General features: G+C 63.1%; 17 protein-coding genes and 4 pseudogenes. 14 read left to right on the top strand and 7 right to left on the bottom strand.

Annotated features, from left to right (window positions below; genetic code table 11):
- The first annotated feature begins 21 nt into the window (after nucleotides 1-21).
- The 3 genes and pseudogenes from sucD (at nucleotide 22) to HZY77_RS06595 (ending at nucleotide 2,847) form a co-directional block, all read left to right on the top strand.
- Nucleotides 22-896 (top strand): annotated as a pseudogene (sucD, locus tag HZY77_RS06605) (succinate--CoA ligase subunit alpha).
- Between the two features lie 9 nt (nucleotides 897-905).
- Nucleotides 906-2,514, top strand: a pseudogene (locus HZY77_RS06600) (NAD+ synthase).
- A gap of 3 nt (nucleotides 2,515-2,517) precedes the next feature.
- Complete coding sequence (locus tag HZY77_RS06595; RefSeq protein WP_296820851.1) at nucleotides 2,518-2,847, top strand: P-II family nitrogen regulator; 330 nt, start codon at nucleotides 2,518-2,520, stop codon at nucleotides 2,845-2,847.
- Nucleotides 2,848-2,933: 86 nt separating this feature from the next.
- Here the strand turns inward: HZY77_RS06595 and HZY77_RS06590 are convergent, their stop codons facing one another.
- The gene (locus HZY77_RS06590) at nucleotides 2,934-3,599 is read right to left on the bottom strand and encodes an outer membrane protein assembly factor BamD (RefSeq protein WP_296819964.1); all 666 of its coding nucleotides are present in this window, start codon (nucleotides 3,597-3,599) and stop codon (nucleotides 2,934-2,936) included.
- 123 nt (nucleotides 3,600-3,722) lie between these two features.
- On the opposite strand from HZY77_RS06590, the gene rluD reads away from it, so the two are divergent.
- The 3 genes and pseudogenes from rluD (at nucleotide 3,723) to HZY77_RS06575 (ending at nucleotide 6,069) form a co-directional block, all read left to right on the top strand.
- Complete coding sequence (gene rluD, locus HZY77_RS06585) at nucleotides 3,723-4,700, top strand: 23S rRNA pseudouridine(1911/1915/1917) synthase RluD (RefSeq protein WP_296819962.1); 978 nt, start codon at nucleotides 3,723-3,725, stop codon at nucleotides 4,698-4,700.
- A gap of 47 nt (nucleotides 4,701-4,747) precedes the next feature.
- A pseudogene (pgeF, locus tag HZY77_RS06580) lies at nucleotides 4,748-5,415 on the top strand (peptidoglycan editing factor PgeF).
- A 69-nt stretch (nucleotides 5,416-5,484) separates the two neighbouring features.
- Complete coding sequence (locus HZY77_RS06575) at nucleotides 5,485-6,069, top strand: TMEM175 family protein (protein WP_296819960.1); 585 nt, start codon at nucleotides 5,485-5,487, stop codon at nucleotides 6,067-6,069.
- Between the two features lie 2 nt (nucleotides 6,070-6,071).
- Here HZY77_RS06575 and HZY77_RS06570 read toward each other — a convergent pair whose 3' ends face one another.
- The 3 genes and pseudogenes from HZY77_RS06570 to nadC all read right to left on the bottom strand — a co-directional run bounded on the left by HZY77_RS06570 (nucleotide 6,072) and on the right by nadC (nucleotide 8,244).
- Nucleotides 6,072-6,923 carry a DNA ligase gene (locus HZY77_RS06570; protein ID WP_296819958.1) on the bottom strand — a complete coding sequence of 284 codons (852 nt, stop codon included), beginning with the start codon at nucleotides 6,921-6,923 and terminating at the stop codon, nucleotides 6,072-6,074.
- Entirely contained in the window at nucleotides 6,911-7,381 is a 471-nt protein-coding gene (locus HZY77_RS06565) for a GNAT family N-acetyltransferase (RefSeq protein ID WP_296819956.1), read from the bottom strand. Before HZY77_RS06565 ends, HZY77_RS06570 begins: the two co-directional genes overlap by 13 nt.
- Nucleotides 7,382-7,404: 23 nt before the next feature.
- Nucleotides 7,405-8,244 (bottom strand): annotated as a pseudogene (gene nadC, locus HZY77_RS06560) (carboxylating nicotinate-nucleotide diphosphorylase).
- A 91-nt stretch (nucleotides 8,245-8,335) separates the two neighbouring features.
- Between nadC and clpB the strand changes: the two are divergent.
- Complete coding sequence (gene clpB / locus HZY77_RS06555; RefSeq protein ID WP_296819952.1) at nucleotides 8,336-10,915, top strand: ATP-dependent chaperone ClpB; 2,580 nt, start codon at nucleotides 8,336-8,338, stop codon at nucleotides 10,913-10,915.
- A gap of 65 nt (nucleotides 10,916-10,980) precedes the next feature.
- Here clpB and HZY77_RS06550 read toward each other — a convergent pair whose 3' ends face one another.
- From HZY77_RS06550 to HZY77_RS06540, 3 genes are all read right to left on the bottom strand, one after another.
- A complete protein-coding gene (locus HZY77_RS06550; RefSeq protein WP_296819950.1) occupies nucleotides 10,981-11,481 on the bottom strand; it encodes a DsrE family protein in 501 nt (166 codons plus the stop codon).
- A gap of 70 nt (nucleotides 11,482-11,551) precedes the next feature.
- Nucleotides 11,552-12,286 (bottom strand): response regulator transcription factor, encoded by a 735-nt coding sequence (locus HZY77_RS06545; RefSeq protein ID WP_296819948.1) that lies wholly within the window; start codon nucleotides 12,284-12,286, stop codon nucleotides 11,552-11,554.
- A complete protein-coding gene (locus tag HZY77_RS06540; protein ID WP_296819946.1) occupies nucleotides 12,276-13,670 on the bottom strand; it encodes an ATP-binding protein in 1,395 nt (464 codons plus the stop codon). Before HZY77_RS06540 ends, HZY77_RS06545 begins: the two co-directional genes overlap by 11 nt.
- Nucleotides 13,671-13,885: 215 nt before the next feature.
- Between HZY77_RS06540 and HZY77_RS06535 the strand changes: the two genes are divergently transcribed.
- The 7 genes from HZY77_RS06535 (at nucleotide 13,886) to HZY77_RS06505 (ending at nucleotide 20,766) form a co-directional block, all read left to right on the top strand.
- On the top strand, nucleotides 13,886-14,338 hold the full coding sequence (locus tag HZY77_RS06535) for a DsrE family protein (RefSeq protein WP_296819944.1): 453 nt from the start codon (nucleotides 13,886-13,888) through the stop codon (nucleotides 14,336-14,338).
- A 148-nt stretch (nucleotides 14,339-14,486) separates the two neighbouring features.
- The gene (locus HZY77_RS06530) at nucleotides 14,487-14,651 is read left to right on the top strand and encodes a hypothetical protein (RefSeq protein WP_296819942.1); all 165 of its coding nucleotides are present in this window, start codon (nucleotides 14,487-14,489) and stop codon (nucleotides 14,649-14,651) included.
- A gap of 145 nt (nucleotides 14,652-14,796) precedes the next feature.
- Nucleotides 14,797-15,243 carry an SRPBCC family protein gene (locus tag HZY77_RS06525; RefSeq protein ID WP_296819940.1) on the top strand — a complete coding sequence of 149 codons (447 nt, stop codon included), beginning with the start codon at nucleotides 14,797-14,799 and terminating at the stop codon, nucleotides 15,241-15,243.
- Between the two features lie 69 nt (nucleotides 15,244-15,312).
- Nucleotides 15,313-15,669 (top strand): POTRA domain-containing protein, encoded by a 357-nt coding sequence (locus tag HZY77_RS06520; protein WP_296819938.1) that lies wholly within the window; start codon nucleotides 15,313-15,315, stop codon nucleotides 15,667-15,669.
- A gap of 65 nt (nucleotides 15,670-15,734) precedes the next feature.
- Nucleotides 15,735-16,154, top strand: coding sequence for a POTRA domain-containing protein (locus tag HZY77_RS06515; RefSeq protein ID WP_296819936.1), 420 nt, complete (start codon nucleotides 15,735-15,737; stop codon nucleotides 16,152-16,154).
- Nucleotides 16,151-17,044 carry a BamA/TamA family outer membrane protein gene (locus HZY77_RS06510; protein WP_296819933.1) on the top strand — a complete coding sequence of 298 codons (894 nt, stop codon included), beginning with the start codon at nucleotides 16,151-16,153 and terminating at the stop codon, nucleotides 17,042-17,044. The genes HZY77_RS06515 and HZY77_RS06510 overlap by 4 nt, the downstream gene beginning before the upstream one ends.
- A 5-nt stretch (nucleotides 17,045-17,049) precedes the next feature.
- On the top strand, nucleotides 17,050-20,766 hold the full coding sequence (locus HZY77_RS06505) for a translocation/assembly module TamB domain-containing protein (protein ID WP_296819931.1): 3,717 nt from the start codon (nucleotides 17,050-17,052) through the stop codon (nucleotides 20,764-20,766).
- Nucleotides 20,767-20,860 lie beyond the last annotated feature (94 nt).

Genomic DNA, 20,860 nt, shown 5'->3' with positions numbered 1-20,860 from the left:
ACTTTTCAGAGGCGACGCCCAATGAGCATCCTCGTCAACAAGGACACCAAGGTCATCTGCCAGGGCTTCACTGGCAAGCAGGGCAGCTTCCATTCCGAACAGGCGATCGCCTACGGCACACAGATGGTCGGCGGCGTCACCCCGGGCAAGGGCGGGCAGACGCATCTGAACCTGCCGGTGTTCAACACCGTGCGCGGTGCGGTGCGCCAGACCGGCGCGCAGGCGACGATGATCTATGTGCCGGCCGCCTTCGCCGCCGACTCGATCCTGGAAGCGGCCGACGCCGGCATCGAAGTCATCGTCTGCATCACCGAGGGCATCCCGGTGTTGGACATGCTGAATGTGAAGGCCGCCCTGCGTGCCAACGGCGCCAAGCTGATCGGCCCGAACTGCCCCGGCATCATCACCTCGGGCGAATGCAAGATCGGCATCATGCCGGGCGTGATCCATCAAAAAGGCAAGATCGGCATCGTCTCGCGCTCCGGCACGCTGACCTACGAGGCGGTACATCAGACCACCCAACTGGGGCTGGGGCAGTCGACCTGCGTCGGCATCGGCGGCGACCCGATCAAGGGGCTGGATTTCATCGACTGCCTCGAACTGTTCGAGGCCGACCCGCAGACCGAGGCGGTGATTCTGGTCGGCGAGATCGGCGGCAGCCGCGAGGAAGAAGCGGCCGAGTACATCCGCTCGAACATGAAGAAGCCGGTGGCCGCCTACATCGCCGGGCGCACGGCGCCCAAGGGCAAGCGCATGGGCCACGCAGGCGCGATCATCGCCGGCGGCGCCGGAACGGCCGACGCGAAGATCCGTGCGCTGGAATCGGCGGGGTCGTCGTCGCGGCAAGCCCGGCCGGCCTGGGCGAGGCAGTACAACTGGCACTGGGTGCCCGGTAAAGGCGCGCGATGAAACTCGGCATCGCGCAACTCAACCTCACGGTTGGCGACATCACCGGCAACGCGGCGCGGCTGCTGGCCGCGGCGAAGGACGCGCATGCCGCCGGTGCCGACCTGCTGCTCACGCCTGAAATGTCGGTCTGCGGCTATCCGGCCGAAGACCTGGTGCTGCGGCGCGATTTCACTGCAGCATGCGCGGCGGCCGTACAGCAACTGGCTGCCGATGCGCCGCCCGACCTCGCCCTGATCGTGGGTTACCCCGAGCGTAGCGACGACGGGTTGTTCAATGCCGCGGCGTTGTTGCGCGGTGGCCGTGTCGAGCGGGTATATCGCAAGCATCATCTTCCGAATCATTCCGTATTCGACGAACGACGCGTATTCGACAGCGGCGCTGACGCGTGCGTGTTCAACTGTGGCGGCGTGACGTTCGGCCTCAACATCTGCGGCGACATCTGGGAGCCGGGGCCGGCGACACGCGCGATGGAAGCCGGCGCCGAATGGCTGCTGGTTCCGAACGCCTCACCTTATCATCTCAACAAGGAGCGCGAGCGCCTTGCCGTCGCGCGCTCGCGCCAGCTCGAGGCCGACCTGCCGATCGTGTACGCGAACATGGTGGGGGCAGGACGAACTGGTGTTCGATGGCGCGTCCTTTGTGCTGGACGCCGATGGCAAGGTCGCGGCACAGTGCCCGGCCTGGCAGGAAGGCCTGTTCTACGTCGACCTTGCGGGCCACCGCTGCAGCGGGCCGCAACAGGCCTTGCCGGACGAGGAGGCCGCCGTCTACGACGCACTGGTGCTGGCCGTGAGCGACTATGTCGGCAAGAACGGCTTCAAGGGCGTGCATCTGGGTTTATCGGGCGGGATCGATTCGGCATTGACGCTGGCGATTGCGGTCGATGCGATCGGTCCCAACCGGGTGCATGCGGTGATGATGCCGTCGGATTACACGGCCGGTATCAGCGTCGAAGACTCGCGCGACATGGTGAAGCGGCTGGGCGTGCGCTATTCCGAAATCGCCATCAAGCCGATATACGAGGCGTTCGTGTCGCAACTGGCCGGCGAGTTTGCCGGACGGGCCACCGACACGACGGAAGAGAACCTGCAGCGCGCGCGCGGCACACTGCTGATGGCGCTGTCCAACAAGTTCGGCACGCTGGTGCTGACCACCGGCAACAAGAGCGAAATGGCGGTCGGCTATGCCACCCTGTACGGCGACATGGCAGGCGGCTTCGCGGTGCTGAAGGACGTCGCGAAAACCCGGGTGTACCGGCTGGCGAATTATCGCAACAGCCTGTCCCAGGTCATTCCGCAGCGCATCATCGACCGTCCGCCGTCGGCCGAACTGCGTCCCGACCAGACCGACCAGGACAGTTTGCCGCCCTACGACGTGCTCGATGCGATTCTGGCTGCCTATGTCGAACGCGACCTGCCGGCACGCGACATCGTCGCATCGGGATACGATGCCGCCGTCGTGCGCAAGGTCATCCGCATGGTCGATCTCGCCGAATACAAACGCCGCCAGGCCCCGCCCGGTCCGCGCATCACGCCGCGTAACTTTGGAAAAGACCGGCGCTACCCGATTACCTCGAAATACCGACCCGAAGGAGACCTGCCATGAAAAATCGAAGCCATCATCAAGCCGTTCAAGCTGGACGAAGTGCGCGAAGCGCTGTCCGATATCGGCGTGACCGGGCTGACCGTGACCGAAGTCAAGGGCTTCGGCCGCCAGAAAGGCCATACCGAGCTGTATCGCGGCGCCGAATACGTGGTGGATTTCCTGCCCAAGGTGAAGGTGGAAGTGGTCGTTGCAGACAGTCTGCTGGAACGCGCGATGGAAGCGATCACCACTGCCGCGCGCACCGGCAAGATCGGCGACGGCAAGATTTTCGTGACGGCGGTGGAGCAGGTGGTGCGTATCCGCACCGGCGAGTCGGGCGAGGCGGCGGTCTGATCCCGATCCGCGCGCGGACCGGAATCAGACGGACTCAATCCGGATTCCGGCTCACCAGAAGCGGTACCAGGCTTTTTCCTTGACGTTCACGCCCTTGAGATATTTGCTGTGGGGAAGTTGAGCTTCAGCACCCGCAGCGCATCGTCGCGCGGTCCCGTGAGGTGCAGATTGTCGTAGGCCACGACCATGATGCCCAGTGCCTCTTCCAGCGCGGGAGCCTGAGGGTAGTCAGTCAGCACGACCTTGGCACGGTTGGCGGCAGCCACCCAGGCTTTGCGTTTCAGGTAATACCGGGCGACATGGACCTCGTTGCCAGCCAGCGCGTTGACCAGGTATTTCATGCGGGCGGTCGAGTCCTCGGCATATTTGCTGTCGGGGAAGCGGGTGACCAGTTCCTTGAATGCCAGGAACGCATCGCGCGCAGCCTTGGGATCACGTTCGCTCATGTCCTGGTCGACCAGGTTGCCGAGCAGTCCCAGATCGTCGTTAAAATTCGCCAGGCCCTTAAGATAGTAGGCGTAATCGACGTTAGGGTGATTGGGGTGCAGCTTGATGAAACGATCGCATGCGGCAATGGCTGAAATCGGTTCGTTGTCCTTGTAGTAGGCGTAACCCACTTCCAGTTGCGCCTGCTGTGCATAACGTCCGAAGGGGTAACGCGCTTCCAGCGTTTCGAACAATTTGACCGCGCGTTCGTAGTTGCCGCTGTTGAGATTATCCTTGGCTTCGGAGTAGAGTTTTGCGCCGACCAACCCGAGGTTTCGTCCTTGACCTTGGGCAACAGGCCGCAGCCGCCCAGGGTGAGTGCGGCAGCGAGCAGCACACCACCCAAAACCCGATTGAATGCGGTGGAACCGGATGAACATTGCTTAAGCATGGGAAAAGACACAGAAAATTTGTCGGACGATTATAAGGGAAATACCGGGGACGGCGTCCGCGAGCTGGTAATCCCCGACGAGCAGGGCGGACAGCGCCTGGATCAGGCCCTGTCGGCCCTGCTGCCGGAGTTTTCGCGCAACCGCATCCAGAACTGGATCCGTGCGCGCAAGATCGCGGTGGACGACGCCTGGGCCACGACCAAGATGAAAGTCAGCGGCGGCGAATCGGTGCGGGTCGAGGTCGAGCCCGATCCGAACGCCACGCCCGATGCGCCCGAGGCGATCCCGCTCGACGTGGTGTTCGAGGACACCATGCTGATGGTGATCAACAAACCGGTCGGCCTGGTGGTCCATCCCGGCAGCGGCAACCGTCATGGCACGCTGCTCAATGCGCTCCTGCATCGCGTGCCGCAGGTGGCCGAACTGCCGCGCGCCGGCATCGTGCACCGGCTCGACAAGGACACCTCGGGCCTGCTGGTTGTCGCCAAGACCCTGCGCGCGCACACCGACCTGGTGCGCCAGCTGCAGGCGCGCACCGTCAAGCGCGAATACCTGGCCCTGGTCTACGGCGAGGTCGACCATGCGGGCACGGTCGACGCCCCGCTGGCGCGCGATCCGCACAACCGCACCAAGCGCACTGTGCACAGCATGGGCAAGGAGGCGGTCACGCACTATGACGTGGTCGAGCGCTTCNCCGGGATCACCCTGCTGCGCTGCAAGCTCGAAACCGGGCGCACCCACCAGATCCGCGTGCACATGCAGCATATCGGCCATCCGCTGGTGGGCGAATCGGTCTACAGCGCCAGCCGCCGCAGCCACCTCAAGATTCCCTTCCCGCGCCAGGCGCTGCACGCGGAAAGACTGGGCCTGATCCATCCGGTCACCCAGGAATTCATGCAATGGGAATGCCCGCTGCCGCCCGACTTCGCCTCGCTGCTGGCGGCGCTGCGGGAAAACACCGACTGGGTCAAGTGAACCTGATCGTCCCCGACTGGCCCGCGCCTGCGCGGGTCAAGAGTCTCATGACCACCCGTGTCGGCGGCGTGAGCCAGCCTCCTTGGGCCAGCCTCAATCTCGGCGACCACGTCGGCGACGATCCGGATCACGTCGCCGCCAACCGTGCGCACCTTCGCCAGCAGCTGCCCGCGGAGCCGGGTTGGCTCAGGCAGGTACACAGCGCCCGGGTGGTCGAGCTTGGGCACGAGACGAATCCTGAAGCCGATGCGGCGTTCACGCGCGAACCCGGGCAGGTCTGCGCGGTGTTGACCGCCGACTGCCTGCCGGTGCTGTTCTGCGATCGCAGCGGCAGCGTCGTGGCTGCCGCCCATGCCGGCTGGCGAGGCCTGGCCGGCGGCGTGCTGGAATCTACGGTCGCAGCGATGCGGGTGGCACCGGGAGACATCCTGGCCTGGATGGGGCCCGCCATCGGTCCGCACGCATTTGAGGTGGGCGATGACGTGCGCGAAATCTTCATGGTGTCGCACCCGAAACCGCCGCCGCCTTCGCGCCGCATGCGCCGGGCAAATGGCTCGCCGACATCTATCAACTCGCGCGCATTCGCCTCAGGCATATTGGCGTGCAGGCCGTCTATGGCGGCGGACGTTGCACATTCAATGAATCGGACAGCTTCTATTCCTATCGCCGCGACGGCGTGACCGGGCGCATGGCCTCGTTGATCTGGCGGAGCTGAGCGCCAACACCCGGGTTGGCCGGAGCACGCCTGCGCTACCATGGAAAAAATATCCGGCTGGGAGAGCCCATGGGGAAAAATAGACTAGAAGCCTTCAGCGACGGCGTACTGGCCATCATCATCACCATCATGGTGCTGGAGTTGAAGGTACCGCATGGCGAGCAACTGGATGTCCTGCTGCCGCTGGTGCCGGCCTTTCTCAGCTATGTGCTGAGCTTCGTCTACATCGGCATCTACTGGAACAACCACCACCACATGCTGCATGCTGCGACCACGGTCAGCGGCCCCATTCTGTGGGCGAACCTGCATTTGTTGTTCTGGCTGTCCCTGTTTCCGTTCGTCACGGGCTGGATGGGCGAGAACCACTTTGCAGCCGTGCCTTCGGCATTGTATGGGCTGGTATTGCTGATGGCGGCGATTGCCTATTGGATGCTGGAGCAGGCGATCATCGCGTCCGAGGGCCCCGGTTCGGTACTCAAGCGGGCCGTTGGGCGGGACTGGAAGGGCAAGCTGTCGCCCGTTCTCTATGGTACCGCCATCGCCGCCACCTTCTGGGCCCCCTGGATTGCGCAGGCGATTTATGTATTCGTCGCAATCCTCTGGCTGGTGCCTGATCGCCGCATCGAGCGGGCACTGCGGCGCGGGGAGCCCTAGCCCTAGAAATCTGCTCTTGTGCGCAGATAGTGTGGAAAGCGCGGCACACCCTTTTTCGTCAGGTGCTGATAGCGATAGGTGATGCGCGTGCCGAGGGGCGGCGGCTGGCGACGCAGTGAATCGGAGAGACCGCTGCCAAGGCGGAAACGCTTGCCGTCCGGCATTTCCATCAGCAGCGCGCCGGTCATGCCCTGGTATTTACCTTTGCCGGGGACATAGCCGACGACGTCGGCTTCGGCGTCGAGCCAGGGTTTCAGCTTCAGCAACGCATCGCTGCGTCCGGTGAGATAGGGNGCATCGGCGCGGTGCAGCATCAGGCCTTCGCCGCCTGCGCGCACCACGGCGTCGAGCCGTTTCATCAGTGTGGCGCGATCGGCCACGCGTGTCTGTTCCACAGCCTGCAGCCAGGGCACGCCAGCCTGCGCGACGAGCGTCCGCATCTGAACGACGCGCGCTGANAANTCGCCGTCTGCGCCGGGCAATTCGAAAACCAGATAGCGCACCTGCCGCCATTCGGCGTCCGCCGGCTCGATCCTGCGCACGATGCCCGACAGCGCGTCGAAGCGCCCGCGGCCGATCCAGAGTTCGCCATCCAGCGGCGTCGCCGGGAAGCCGGCCGTGAACCACGCCGGTGCCGGCACACGGCCGCCGCCGCGAAAGCGCAGCGCCTTGCCGTCCCACTGGGCGCGTACGCCGTCGTATTTCTCGCTTACCCAGTATTGCGTGACATCGACGTCGGTGGCGTAGACCTCGGCCAGCAGCATTGCCGGGGCGGGGTCGCTCCAGGCCGGTGTCGAGACCGGCAGCCATAGCGCCAGCCATAACGCCGACAGGACGCGGCTCAGTCCAGCCACTTCTGCATGAACTGCGCGTGGCCCATGGCCGGGTCGAGCCGATAGTCGTCGAAGCCCAGCTTTTCATAGAGTCCGCGCGCGGCGCGGTTGCCGGAGAGGACTTCCAGCGTCAGTTTGCAGGCGCCGCGTTCGCGGGCGATGGCCTCGACCTCGGCGAACAGCTGGGCGGCGATGCCGCGGCCGCGGTGACTGGGCAGCACGACGACATCGTGCACATTGACCAGCGGCCGGCAGGCGAAGGTGGAAAAGCCCTCGATGGCGTTGACGAGGCCGACCGGGGTGTCGTCGTCGAAGGCCAGCACGCTGAAGATGAAGGGTCGCGCGGCAAGTTCGTCAACCAGGTTGGCGCGTGCGAAGTCGCCGAGCGGTTCGCCGCCACCCGCCGGATCGCGCGCGTAGGCGTCCAGCAGGCCGACCAGTGCCGCGGCGTGCGCCGGGTCGTTGTAGCGGACGCGCACGATGTGAATTGAGGATGGCGCTATCACAGGGTGTCGATGCGCATCGACAGGTCCACCGCGCGGATATGCTTGGTCAGGCTGCCGACGGAAATGCGGTCGACCCCGGTTTCGGCCACGGCGCGCACGGTATCGAGTGTGATATTGCCCGAGGCTTCGAGCAGGGCGCGCCCGTGGGCGAGCCGCACCGCATGGCGCATGTCGTCGAGGCTGAAATTGTCGAGCAGGATCAGCGATGCGCCGGCCGCCAGCGCCTGGTCGAGTTCATCCAGGTTTTCCACTTCGATCTGTACGCTGACCTTACCTGCGGCCAGCTCGAATGCGGCATTGAGTACCTGCGCGATGCCGCCGGCCGCCGCAATGTGGTTTTCCTTGATCAGGATGCCGTCGTACAGCCCCACGCGCTGGTTCTGCCCACCGCCCACCCGCACCGCGTATTTCTCGGCCAAGCGCAGGCCGGGCAAGGTTTTCGGGTGTCGAGGATTGCGGCATGGTTGCCGCGTACAGCCTCGACGTAGGGACGTGTCGCAGTGGCCACCGACGACAGCGTCTGCAGGAAGTTCAGCGCCGGGCGTTCGGCGGTGAGCAGCGCGCGCATTGCCGCTGAGTTCGACCAGTACGCTGCCGGCCGCAACCGGTGCGCCTTCGTTGACGCGCCAGTCGATGACGCAGCCGAGATCGAGCGCCCGGAAGCAGGCGTCGAACCACGGCCGGCCGGCGATCACGGCGGGTTCGCGGGTGATGACGCAGGCGTGGGCGGTCTGCGTCGCCGGGATGAGCAGGGCAGTGAGGTCGCCGCTGCCGACATCCTCGGCCAGCGCGCGGTTCACATCGGTTTCGACGGCGGAAGCGAGCAAATCTGACATGACTGGTCTTTAATTAAGACATGACGGGTTGAAATGGGCGGGAACGCCTCTATTTGGTTGCCATTGAATATAACCCAGCACGAGGTTACTTATGCGTTTCGACAAGCTCACCACCCAGTTCCAACAGGCGTTTTCCGACGCGCAAAGCCTGGCCGTCGGCGGCGACCATGCCTATATCGAGCCACAGCACCTGCTGCTGGCGCTGCTGAACCAGGAAGGCGGCGGCGCGGCGTCGATCCTGTCGCGCGCCGGCGTGCAGGTGCCCGCGCTAAAAGCCTCGTTGGCCCAGGCGCTGGATCGCCTGCCCAAGGTCCAGGGCCAGGGCGGCGAGGTGAGCATCTCACGCGAACTCAACAATCTGCTCAATCTCACGGACAAGGAGGCGATGAAGCGCAACGACGCCTTCATCGCCTCCGAGCTGTTCCTGCTGGCGGCGCTCGACGACAAGGGCGAGACCGGCCGCCTGCTGAAACAGCACGGCGCCCAGAAGGCCGCACTGGAACAGGCCATCCAGGCCATTCGCGGCGGCGAGGGCGTGACGTCGCAGGAAGCCGAAGGCCAGCGCGAGGCGCTCGCCAAGTACACGCTCGACCTCACCCAGCGCGCCCGCGACGGCAAGCTCGATCCGGTGATCGGGCGCGACGACGAAATCCGCCGCTCGATCCAGATCCTGCAGCGCCGTACCAAGAACAACCCGGTGCTGATCGGCGAGCCTGGCGTCGGAAAAACGGCAATTGTTGAAGGTTTGGCGCAGCGGATAATTAATGACGAAGTGCCCGAGACGCTCAAGGGCAAGAAAGTGCTGGTGCTCGACCTCGCCGCCTTGCTGGCCGGCGCCAAGTACCGTGGTGAATTCGAGGAACGCCTGAAGGCGGTGCTGAAGGAGCTGGCGATGGATGCCGGCCGTTACATCGTCTTCCTCGACGAAATCCATACCCTGGTCGGCGCCGGCAAGGCCGAAGGCGCGATCGACGCCGGCAACATGCTGAAGCCTGCGCTGGCCAGGGGTGAATTACATCTCATCGGCGCGACCACGCTCGACGAATACCGCAAGTACATCGAGAAGGACGCCGCGCTCGAGCGCCGCTTCCAGAAGGTCATGGTCGACGAGCCCTCGGTCGAGTCGACCATCGCCATCCTGCGCGGCCTGCAGGAACGCTATGAACTGCACCACGGCGTCGACATCACCGACCCGGCGATCGTCGCCGCGGCGGAGTTGAGCCACCGCTACATCACCGACCGCTTCCTGCCCGACAAGGCCATCGACCTGATCGACGAGGCCGCCGCGCGCATCAAGATGGAAATCGACTCCAAGCCGGAGGTGATGGACAAGCTCGACCGCCGCATCATCCAGCTGAAGATCGAGCGCGAGGCGGTGAAGCGGGAAACCGACGAGGCGTCGAAANAACGCCTGGGTCTGCTGGAAGCCGAGATCGAGAAGCTCGGCCGCGAATACGCCGACCTCGAGGAAGTCTGGAAATCCGAGAAGGCGCAGGTGCAGGGCTCCGCGCACATCAAGGAAGAAATCGACAAGCTGCGCGGCGAGATGGTCGAACTGCAGCGCCAGGGCAAGCTCGACAAGGTCGCCGAGATCCAGTACGGCAAGCTGCCGCAACTGGAGGCACAATTGAAGCAGGCCGAAACGGCGGGTGAGGGCAAGCCCGCCTTCAAGCTCTTGCGCACCGAAGTCGGCGCCGAGGAAATCGCCGAGGTCGTCTCGCGCGCCACCGGCATTCCGGTATCCAAGATGCTGCAGGGCGAGCGCGACAAGCTGCTGCACATGGAAGACAAGCTGCACAGCCGCGTGGTGGGGCAGGATGAGGCGGTGCGCGTCGTCTCCGACGCCATCCGGCGTTCACGCGCGGGCCTGTCCGATCCCAACCGGCCGCTCGGCTCCTTCCTGTTCCTCGGCCCGACGGGCGTCGGCAAGACCGAACTGTGCAAGACGCTCGCCGAGTATCTGTTCGATTCCGCCGACCACATGATCCGCATCGACATGAGTGAATTCATGGAGAAGCATTCGGTCGCCCGCCTGATCGGCGCACCGCCCGGCTACGTCGGCTATGAGGAGGGCGGTTACCTGACCGAAGCGGTGCGCCGCAAGCCTTACTCCGTCATCCTGATGGACGAGGTCGAGAAGGCGCACCCGGACGTCTTCAACGTGCTGCTGCAGGTGCTCGACGACGGCCGCCTGACCGATGGCCAGGGCCGCACCGTCGACTTCCGCAACACCGTGATCGTGATGACGTCCAACCTCGGCAGCCAGATGATCCAGCAGATGGCGGGCGACGACTATCAAGTGGTGAAGCTCGCGGTGCTGGGCGAAGTGAAGTCCTACTTCCGCCCCGAGTTCATCAACCGCATCGACGAGGTCGTCGTCTTCCACGCGCTGTCCGAATCGAACATCGCCAGCATCGCGAAGATCCAGCTGCAAGGCCTGGAGCAGCGCCTGGCGCAGATGGAGATGAAGCTCGACATCAGCGATGCGGCGCTGGCCGAAATCGTCAAGGCCGGTTTCGATCCGATCTACGGCGCGCGGCCGCTCAAACGTGCGATCCAGAGCGAACTCGAGAACGCGCTGGCGAAGGAAATCCTAGCCGGGCACTTCGGTCCCAAGGACACCATCCGGGTGGATGCGCAGGGCGGAGTGTTCAGTTTCGAGAAGGCTTAACGGACGTTTTTCAAGGGATTGCTTGCGCTCATATCGACTGGTGCGCAAGCAACCGATTCGTCGGGCTATCTGGTTTTCCCGATATCCTTGGTGGATAGGGGNGTCGGATTGATGTACTGATAACCTTGGTACTCAAGGTATGCAATTTCCGCAAAGCCAGATGGCACAACAGTAATGAAGCCATGCATGTCTTCTGGCCTGTAGCCGGCCATTTTCATGGCATTGCTGCACATATAAAACTTCACCCCTGTGTTTGCTAGGTCGGCCATCTTGTCAACAATGGCCTGGAATTCCTTATAGTTTTTCTTGGCGAAAGCTTTGAGTTCCGGGCCATGGGTCACGATCACGACTTTTCCGCGCGTAACCTGCCTGGTGTTTTGGACGAAATCGTAGAGGAGTTCGAGTTTTCTTGGNTCGTCATAACTGACATCGAACACTGTATTGAGTACGGGCATTGGGCGCGTTTTGACGCCAGCCGTTCCATACGGCGAGGTGGCGCCGTTCGAAGCTACGGCATTAAACGCCAACATCCCCATGATGACTGCGGCGAGCCATTTCCATCGCATGGTGCGTTTCCTCTAGACTAAGTTCCCATACAGTACAACGAGCGGCGTCAATCCCGGTTATGGCCAGTCATCATCCTTGATTGATTGTTCGAGACTTAATCCAGGCAGAAAGCTTTTCTTCCTCTTTTTGGAGCTCAAATGCGTTGATTAATCCGCGCTGCAAGGCCAGGGCCACTGCACGCATACGCACATTGATGAGTTCACTGTCGCTCAAAGTATGGCCTTCCGTATTGGCGCCAAGCTTTATGTAAAGCGACTGAAGCCGGTTCTGGACACCACGTCGGGAAAGATAGTGTCGCTCGGCAATCGCATTGTCGGTCAGTCCCAGTGCGACGTCTATCAAGACCTCGAATTCGAGGTCTGAGATCGACGAGGTATGTTTGTGCGCCCGGGCCTGCACCGGGCGTACTTGAGGATCAATCCAGCATTGGCATTCATCGAAAACCGCGTTCACCGCCTTTTCAAGAATCGTTACCGAATTATTTTTCATGATGTAGCCGTACACGGTTTCCGCGGGGACACTCTTGGCGAGTGCGCGCACGTACATCTCGTCGTCATACTGCGACCAGAACAGGAAACGTGCGCTTGGCTTTGTTTCCCATACGCGGCGTGCCAGTTCAATACCATTTATCCGGGGCATCTGGATATCGGTAATAACCCATGGCTGTTCCACGTCGGCGCACAGGGATAGCGCCTCTGCGCCATTCTCTGCCGGTATCAATTGGCGAGGGGCGAGCACCTCGATAATGAAATTTCGATCTCTCGAATTGTCGTCCGCAATAATCAGGGCATGATCAGGATTCATTTACTGGGCTCCCTACACTCTGGATGAGCGGCCAGCGGAAATCCAACCGTGTGCCGGTATCGAACCGAGAGTGTCCGTGATTGAATGTCGCACCCATTGCGCGGGCACGCTGGCGGAGGTTGGAAAGTCCGTGCCTGTCGGTGCTGGAAGTTGTGAGGGTCGTAATACCTATGCCGTCATCATCGATGATCAATACAATATGGCCGTCCACTGTGTGCAGCGTAATTTCGCATAGCGTGGCATGCGCATGCCGCAAGACATTGGAGACGGATTCGCTGATGATGCGAAACAAGTTAACGCGCTGGAATTCTGTCAGAGTTCGCTCGGTTTCCTGTTCAAATCGGAGAATCCAGTGCGGTACTCTCGCGACGTTGCGTTCAAGAAAAGAGCGTGTTGCAGCTTCCAGTCCAAGAATGTCGAGCGTTTGCGGATGAAGGTCATCGATAATGTTCCGTATGCTTGCGGAAATGTTTTTCACCTCCCCTCTAAGTGGAGCCAATTGGTCAGCTTGTTCGGTAACTGGCAATTTTTCAGCGGCTTCCAGTGCGCGCGAAACCGCCGTCAGGTCGGCAAGCGCTTGGTCATGAAGGTCCATAGCGATTCGCTTACGTTCGTTTTCTACCCCCTGCAGGAATTTCTCCACCGCGACGACGTTGAGGAGGCGCTGAGTCATATTGGCGACACAATCTGTCAGTTCATCAAGTTCATCTCGGACAGCAGGAGGAGCTTTGACTGGTACTAGATTGCCACTGCAAAGAGCGCGGGCTTGCAGGGCAAGTACGCCAATACGCTGCCGGACAGAGTGCACTGTGATAGCCGATAGAATGACAGCAAGAAACAGACATGCAAGCAATGTATAAAGCGATGTCTCCACCAAATCGGCAATAACGCTGTTGAGATTGGTGTAGTAATTGGCATACGCGAGGCGTTTTCCCTCCCATAAAGCGCTGTTGAATGCTTCAAGTCTAGGTATCAAGACGGCTAGAGCAGAGTTGGCGTTTTCGGGATTGAACCGGGCATGGTCATTTATGATTGCCTGCTCCTTCTCCACGAGTGCCCGGAGATCCGAAGGCATCTTATAAATCACTTCCGGGTACAGGAGATTCTCGGAAAAAATGGCTGATTGTTGAAGGTACTCCTGAGGCGCGAAAACAGGGATCGCGCGCTCGTCGTGAAGTGTGCGCGTGGTGATTTCCTGAAGCCGATACCCCGTACTGATTGCCACATGAAGGCGATCGGTAATGCGAACCCATTGCTGCACGACCTCATTTTCATGGCGGATTTGAGCCAAACCGAACAATGAGTACCCTATCAGTCCCGTAAGCAAGGCAATCACCACGACGGGTGCAAGGGAGAGCTGATAAACAAACGGAAACCTCAGCATAGTCCGACCCTGAGATACGGATATTGTCCAGATTTTATACACAACTTGAGCAGTAACGACTGTGCGAATGCACAGTCGTTACTGCTCGGCTGGTGTCGATTATTTGCGTGACAAACACTTTCTGGAAATCCGATATGACGTAATAGTCCTATTCAGCAGGTTTGCTCCTGCACCGGAAACAATGAATACACTCACCTATCCTGGAAGGACATTTCATGAGAACAAAGACACATATTTGCGTTTTGCTTGGACTTGTTTGCGGGTTGACTATGTCCTCAGTTTCCTCTGCGGCTAGCGATAAGGCGGATCACGCAGCCGCTGCCGTCAAACAAAAAGTGGTCATCCAGATAAGCGACAACGATCCGAAANAATGGACTCTCGCCCTGAACAATGCTGAAAATGTTCAAGAGGATATCGGCAAGGGGAATGTGGATATTGAAATCGTAGCGTATGGACCGGGCCTGCCGATTCTGAAACTCGATTCCNCCGTTGCTACCAGAGTGGCAGATGCGATTGCAGATGGAGTCAAAGTAGTCGCATGCGAGAACACCATGAGAAAAACAAATCTGTCGAAAGACGACATGCTTCCCAATCTGGGGTACGTCAAGTCCGGTGTGCCCGAGATTATGCATAGGCAGCAGGAGGGCTATGCTTATATCCGCCCTTGAGTGCAAAGTTCAAGGCATTGGCATGACGAGCATGCGATGACCGCCGGGCGAGATGTTGGGAAATTTCGCCCGGATTGCCAGCATAATTCAATGTGGTTATAGCCTACCCAATTCACTCACTCTCCACGCTAAGCCCAGCTGCGATCTGATGTGCGGCGCGCGGCCGCTCAAACGTGCGATCCAGAGCGAACTCGAGAACGCGCTGGCGAAGGAAATCCTGGCCGGGCACTTCGGTCCCAAGGACACCATCCGGGTGGATGCGCAGGGCGGAGTGTTCAGTTTCGAGAAAGCGGCCGTCGCTCAAGCAGCCTGACCGCTTAGCCGAGAGGGAAAGAGGGCGGAATCCGCCCTCTTTTTGAGGTAATGTGCGAAGACTGTCGAAATCGAGCCGGCTCGTTCGTCGACGTGATATGCCACACCCGGCATATCACGCACTCACCTTGAAAGGAGAAGGACCCATGGCGACCCATACCGTCAAGCTTCATCGTGTGCTTCGAACGACGCCCGAGAAAGTCTACCGGGCATTCCTCGACGCGGACGCACAGGCCAAATGGCTTCCACCGAACGGATTCACCGCAAAGGTCCACCACTTGGAGGCGAAAGTGGGCGGCACCTACAAGATGTCGTTCACGAACTTCAGCTCCGGGCACAGCCACTATTTTGGCGGCACCTACCTCGAGCTCGTGCCGAACGCACGCATTTGCTATTCGGATCAATTCGACGACCCTAATCTGGCGGGCGAAATGCGGACGACGGTCAGCCTGAAGCCCGTATCCTGCGGGACCGAGCTGAACATCGTGCAGGAAGGCATCCCTGGCGCCATTCCCGTCGAGTCCTGCTATCTCGGCTGGCAGGAATCGCTTGCCCATCTGGCGGACCTCGTCGAGCCGGATATCCCCGATTAGCCCGGTCGCAGGGTTCCCGCCACGCGCAGCACCCCTAGAATGGCCTGACCTCTTTCCGTCAGGACCGTCTTGCCTGCTCGTCTTTTGAAAGCCTTGCTGCTGCTGGCCGCGCTGTGCGCGACGCCGGCGCACGCATTGATCGTGGAGGTGGATGCGCCCGACGCGCTGAAGGCGCTGCTGATGCAGCACCTCGAAACGGCCCGGGCGGCACGGTCGGGAGAGAAGCTGGATGCCGACGAAATCGCACGGCTGCAGCGGCAAAGCGATCAGACGGCGCGCGATCTGCTGGCGACCGAAGGTTATTTCTCGCCCCGGGTGGAGAGCGCGGTGGAACGGGTGGGCGACGACTGGCGGGTGGATTACCGGATCGACCCTGGCACGCGTACCACGGTCCGCAACGTGGCGCTGGTTTTGACGGCGCCCTGAACACGCGTGCCGACGCGGCCGGCCTGCGGGGGCGTATCGAGCGCAGCTTTTCGCTGAAGCAGGGCATGCCGTTTCGCCAGGCGGACTGGGATGCGGCCAAGCTGGCCGTCCTGCGGCCCTTGCTGGCGAGCCGGTATCCGGCGGCGCAACTGGTGGCGAGCGAGGCGCGCATCGATCCCGCCGCGCAGGCCGCCGACCTGACGCTGACGATCGACAGCGGACCGGCGTTCTTCTACGGCGACCCGGTGGTCAGTGGCGCCCGGCGCTATCCCGAATCGATCATCCGCAATCTCAGTCCCGTCAAGCCGGGTAAACCGTTTCGCCAGCAGGACCTGCTCGACTACCAGATGGCGCTGGAAACGAGCGGCTATTACTCGCACGCCACGGTCCGCGTCGAGCCCGATCCCGCGCTGGCGGCGGCGGCACCGATCCGGATCGAGGTGGTGGAGCGACCGGAAAAACGGTTCAGCGTGGGGTGGGGGTGAGCACGGATACCGGCGCGCGCGTGCAGATGGGGTGGCTGGCGCGCGACATCGCCGATCGCGGGTTGCGCCTCAAGCTCGATGCGCGCATCGAAACCACGCAACAATCCGGCGCGGCGGAACTCGCCTGGCCGCGCACCTCCGCCGGCTACGAGAACAGTCTCGGGACACAGATCAAGCACGAGGACATCAAGGGCCAGAAGACCCGCTCCGTGCTGGCGGTGGCCAAGCGCAGCCGCACGCGCGGACAGATCGAGACCACGGTTTCACTGCAGTACCAGGCCGAGCAGCAGAGCATCGGCGACGTGGTCAATGAACGCAATCAGGCACTGACCGCCAACTACGCGTGGACCCAGCGCACGGTGGGGCGCGCGTTCTACCCGCCGGGGCCATGTGCTGACCCTGCAGGGGGCGGGGCCGCAGCCGCCCTGTTGTCGGACACCAACTTCATTCGCCTCTACGGCCGCCACACCCAGTATTTCCAGGCCGGCGCCAACGGTCGACTGGTCCTGCGCGGCGAGCTTGGCAGCGTGCTGGCAGATACGCGCGACGGCATTCCCACCGATTTCCTGTTCCGGGCCGGCGGCGACAATTCGGTGCGCGGCTACGCCTACCAGAGCCTGGGGCGCACCCTTGCCGGCGGCGTGGCGTCGGTGCGCTACCTTGCCACCGGCAGCGTCGAGTACAACTATTTCTTCAACCGCGACTGGGGCATGGCACTGTTCGTCGATGCGGGCGATGCGGCCGATACGCCGCGCCAGCTGTCGCCGGTGTTCGGCTACGGCGTCGGCGCGCGCTACCGCTCCCCGGTGGGGCCGGTGAATCTCGATCTGGCGTATGGCGAAGCCACCCGTCAATTCCGCCTGCATTTTTCGCTCGGGGTGTCGTTTTGAGGCGCGTGCTGAGAGGACTGGCCGCACTGCTGGCAACGCTGGTTCTGCTGGTTGCCGTGGCGATCGGAATGGCGACGACGGACACGGGGTTCCGCTGGCTGGCCGAGGCGGCGGTTTTCCTGGGTGGCGGGCGGCTGACCGTCGAGGGCGTGGACGGACATGTCGGCGTTCCCATCAACATCGCGAAATTCGTTTTCACGTCGGATACGAAGCGCGTCACACTCGAACAGGTCCGGCTGGAATGGCAGCCGCGCGCGCTGCTGCGGCGGCGGCTCGACATCGGCCTGCTGGCGGCGCAAACCGTACGGGTCGAGACCCTGAAGCCGGACCCGACACCTTCGACGCTGCCCGCCAGCCTGCGCCTGCCAGTCGACATGCACGTGGCCGCCTGGGACGTGGCGCATCTCGCTGTCGTCGATGGCGGGGGCACGCTCGACTTCAAGAACCTGCACGGACGCATCGACGACGACGGCGACCGCTATCGATTCACCGGCATGACGGCCACCACGCCCTGGGCGGATGTCGGCGGCCGGTTCGAGCTCGACAAGGACGCGCCGTTCAAGCTGCAGGGGCGGTTCGACGCCGCGCGCCGCGACCCCATCCCGATCGGCGCTGCGCTCGACGTGCAGGGGCGGCTGGCAACCATCGTCTTCCGCTTCGATGCCCAAGCCCGAAGCATGACCATGATGGTCAGCGGCGAAGCCGCGCCCTTCGCGCGCGTGCGTTTGCCCAGGCTGCTAGTGGCCGGGCAGGGCATCGACCCGCGCCTGTTCGCCGCGGGCGCGCCGCGCGCCGACCTGGCGTTTTCCGGCGTGTTCGAAGGCCAGCCGGGCGAGCGCCTGTTGGGCAGCTTCAGCCTCAGCAACCGGCTGGCCGGGCGGCTCGACCAGGACCGCCTGCCGCTCGCCAATCTGACCGGCGCGGTGGTGGGCGACAGCGTGCGGGCCGATTTCAGTGCACTGGCGATCGATCTGGGTGCGGCCGGACAACTGAACGGGAGCGGACAATGGCGCAACGGCCGCCTGAGCGTGAATCTGGACAGTCCACGCCTCAATCTCGCCGGGCTGCATCGCCAGTTGGTTGCCACGCGCCTGCAGACGGCCTTGCAACTGGAGGGTGATGCGGCGCGCCAGACGCTTACGGCCGATGTCAGCGAAAGCTGGGGGCAAGGCCGCTTTACGCTGACGCACGCTGGCACGGTACTGCGTCTGGAGTCGGCGAGTTTTGCCGGACAGGCGGGGCGCCTGACGGCAGAGGGCGCGCTCCATCTCGACGCCACGCGTGCCTTCAGCGCTGCGTTCGATGCCACGCAAATCAATCCGGCCCGTTTCGGCAAGTTTCCGCGCGGACGGCTCAACGCGCGCGGCCAGGCCAGCGGCGCCTTGTTGCCCATGCCGCGCGTGCAGGCACAGTTCAACCTGCCGGCGGGCGACCTTGAAGGCCGTCCGGTGAGCGGACAGGGGCGGCTGCGTTATGAAAACCGGCATCTCGTCGACGCCGACATCGATCTGGATCTGGCCGGCAACCGGGCAAAGCTGAAAGGCGCGTACGGCCGGGCGGGCGACCGGCTCGTCTGGGACGTCGATGCGCCGGCGCTGGCGCGCCTGAACCTGGGTCTGGCCGGGCGGCTGACCAGTCGCGGCAGCGCCAGCGGCGATCCTGCCCGCCTGGAGGTCGACGCGCAGCTCGCCGCCCGCAGCCTGCACCTGCCCGGCGACATCGCCGCCGAGTCCGTGGATCTGCGCATGAACATGCAAGCTGCCGCCAGCGGCATGTTCAACGGGCAGCTCGACGCGAGCGGAGTGCAACTGGCCGGGCAGCATCTGGACACCCTTCGTGCCATCCTGCAGGGGCGCCGCAATGCCCACACGCTGACGCTCGATGCCCGCTTGCCGGCGTGGCGGCTGACCGCGAACCTGGCAGGCGGCCTGGATGCGAACCAGGTGTGGCGCGGACAATTGAACCAGGCCGAGGTGCAGGGCGACTGGCCAGTGAAACTGGTGGCCCCCGCCCACCTGCTGCTGTCGAGCGAACGACAGCAGGTGAACGATCTGGCGCTGACCGTGGCAGGCGGCCGGCTGACGGTCGAACGCTTCGATCGCCAGGGCGCGCATCTGGCCAGCCGCGGCACGCTTGCCAATCTGCCGCTGGCCNCCGTGCTCGCGCTGTTGGAGACGGCGCCGCCTTTCACCACCGACCTGCGCGTGAACGGCGACTGGGACCTGCGCGCGGGCGAGTCGCTCGATGGCCGGCTGCAGCTGCGTCGCCAGTCCGGCGATGTGCGGCTGACCGATCCGGCGCTGGCCATGGGGTTGACCGCCCTCACGCTCGATGTCGATGCGGCCGGCAGCCAGGCCCATCTTCGGCTCGCCGCCGACACGCACGAGGCAGGACAGTTGCGTCTGGATGGCCGGGGCATGCTGGTCCGCACGGAGGCCGCATTCACCCTGTCGCGCAGCGCGCCGCTGACGTGGAATGCCCAGTTCGACGTGCCGGACCTGCGACTGTTGAAGCCGTTCATTCCGGTTGGCATCCGCGCCGATGCCCGCGTCAATGCGCAGTTGAGCGGCAGCGGCAGCCTGGCGGCACCGCGCATCGACGGCCGGGTTGCCGCCGACGCCATCCGTTTCTCCATGCCGGAGCAGGGCGTGGCGATCACCGACGGCACGCTCAAGCTCCAGTTGACGGACGACCGGGTCCTGGTACAGGAGGGCGTGCTGAAAGGCACCAGCGGCCGCATCGTGGTGAGCGGCGACGCCCAGCTGAAAAACCCGCAAGCCGGGCTCACGCTCACGTTCGAGAAATTTGCGGCGACCAACCGCAGCGACCGCCGTGTGACCGTGTCCGGCACGACCCGGCTCAACCTCGACCAGAAACGCCTGCAGCTCACTGGCGAGCTCACCGCCGACCGGGCCCGTCTGGAAATGCCTGAGGCGAGTCGTCCCGAATTGTCGAGCGATGTCGTCGTCGTCGGCCGGCCGCCGCGCGAGAAGCCAGTGGCCCAGCGTTTCCCGCTGGCGCTCGACCTGACGCTCAAGCTGGGCGACGATTTCCTGTTCAAGGGCGCCGGGCTCGACGCGCGGCTGGGTGGCCAGCTGCGCGTGTTCACCGTGAATCAGGCCTTGCGCGGCGACGGCACGATCCAGGTGGAGAAAGGGCGCTACGCCGCCTATGCGCAGACGTTGGACATCGAGCGCGGCGTCCTGCGTTTTGCCGGACCCATCGACAATCCCGGGCTCGACGTGCTGGCGGTACGCAAGACACCGGACGTGAAAGTGGGTGTACAGGTGGGCGGCACGGTGCAGCGTCCGCTGGTGACGCTCTATTCCGATCCGGCCATGCCCGACACGGAGAAGCTCGCCTGGCTGGTGCTGGGGCACGGCCTGGAAAGCAGCGGCCAGCAGGAGTTCGTCTTGCTGCAGGTGGCGGCAGGCGCCTTGCTGAGTCAGGCCGAGTCCGTGAACCTGCAGGCGAAGATGGCGGAAACCCTGGGCATCGACAGCTTCGACGTACGCGCGGGCAGCAGCGAATCCCTGACCAGCACCGTGGTCAGCGTCGGCAAGCGTTTGTCCTCGCGCGCGACGCTGAGCTACGAGCAGAGCCTCGACGGCCTGAGCCAGGTAGTCAAGGTGCTCTATCAGTTGTCCACGCNNGTGCGGCTCGAAGCGCAGGCCGGACAGCCCAGCAGCTTCGATGCGTTCTATACCCGGGAATACGACTGAACAGATCAAATCCCGATGGTAGAATCGGGCGCATGTTAGAAGTTCGCATCGCTGCCATGAGTATTCCGTTCCGTTTGCCTGTCCTGCCCGGAGG

This window comes from Thiobacillus sp. (genome assembly GCF_013693775.1).
GTDB lineage: Bacteria > Pseudomonadota > Gammaproteobacteria > Burkholderiales > Thiobacillaceae > Thiobacillus.
The sequence above is the reverse complement of the archived record's forward strand: the minus strand, read 5'-3'. Positions and strand labels throughout refer to the sequence as shown.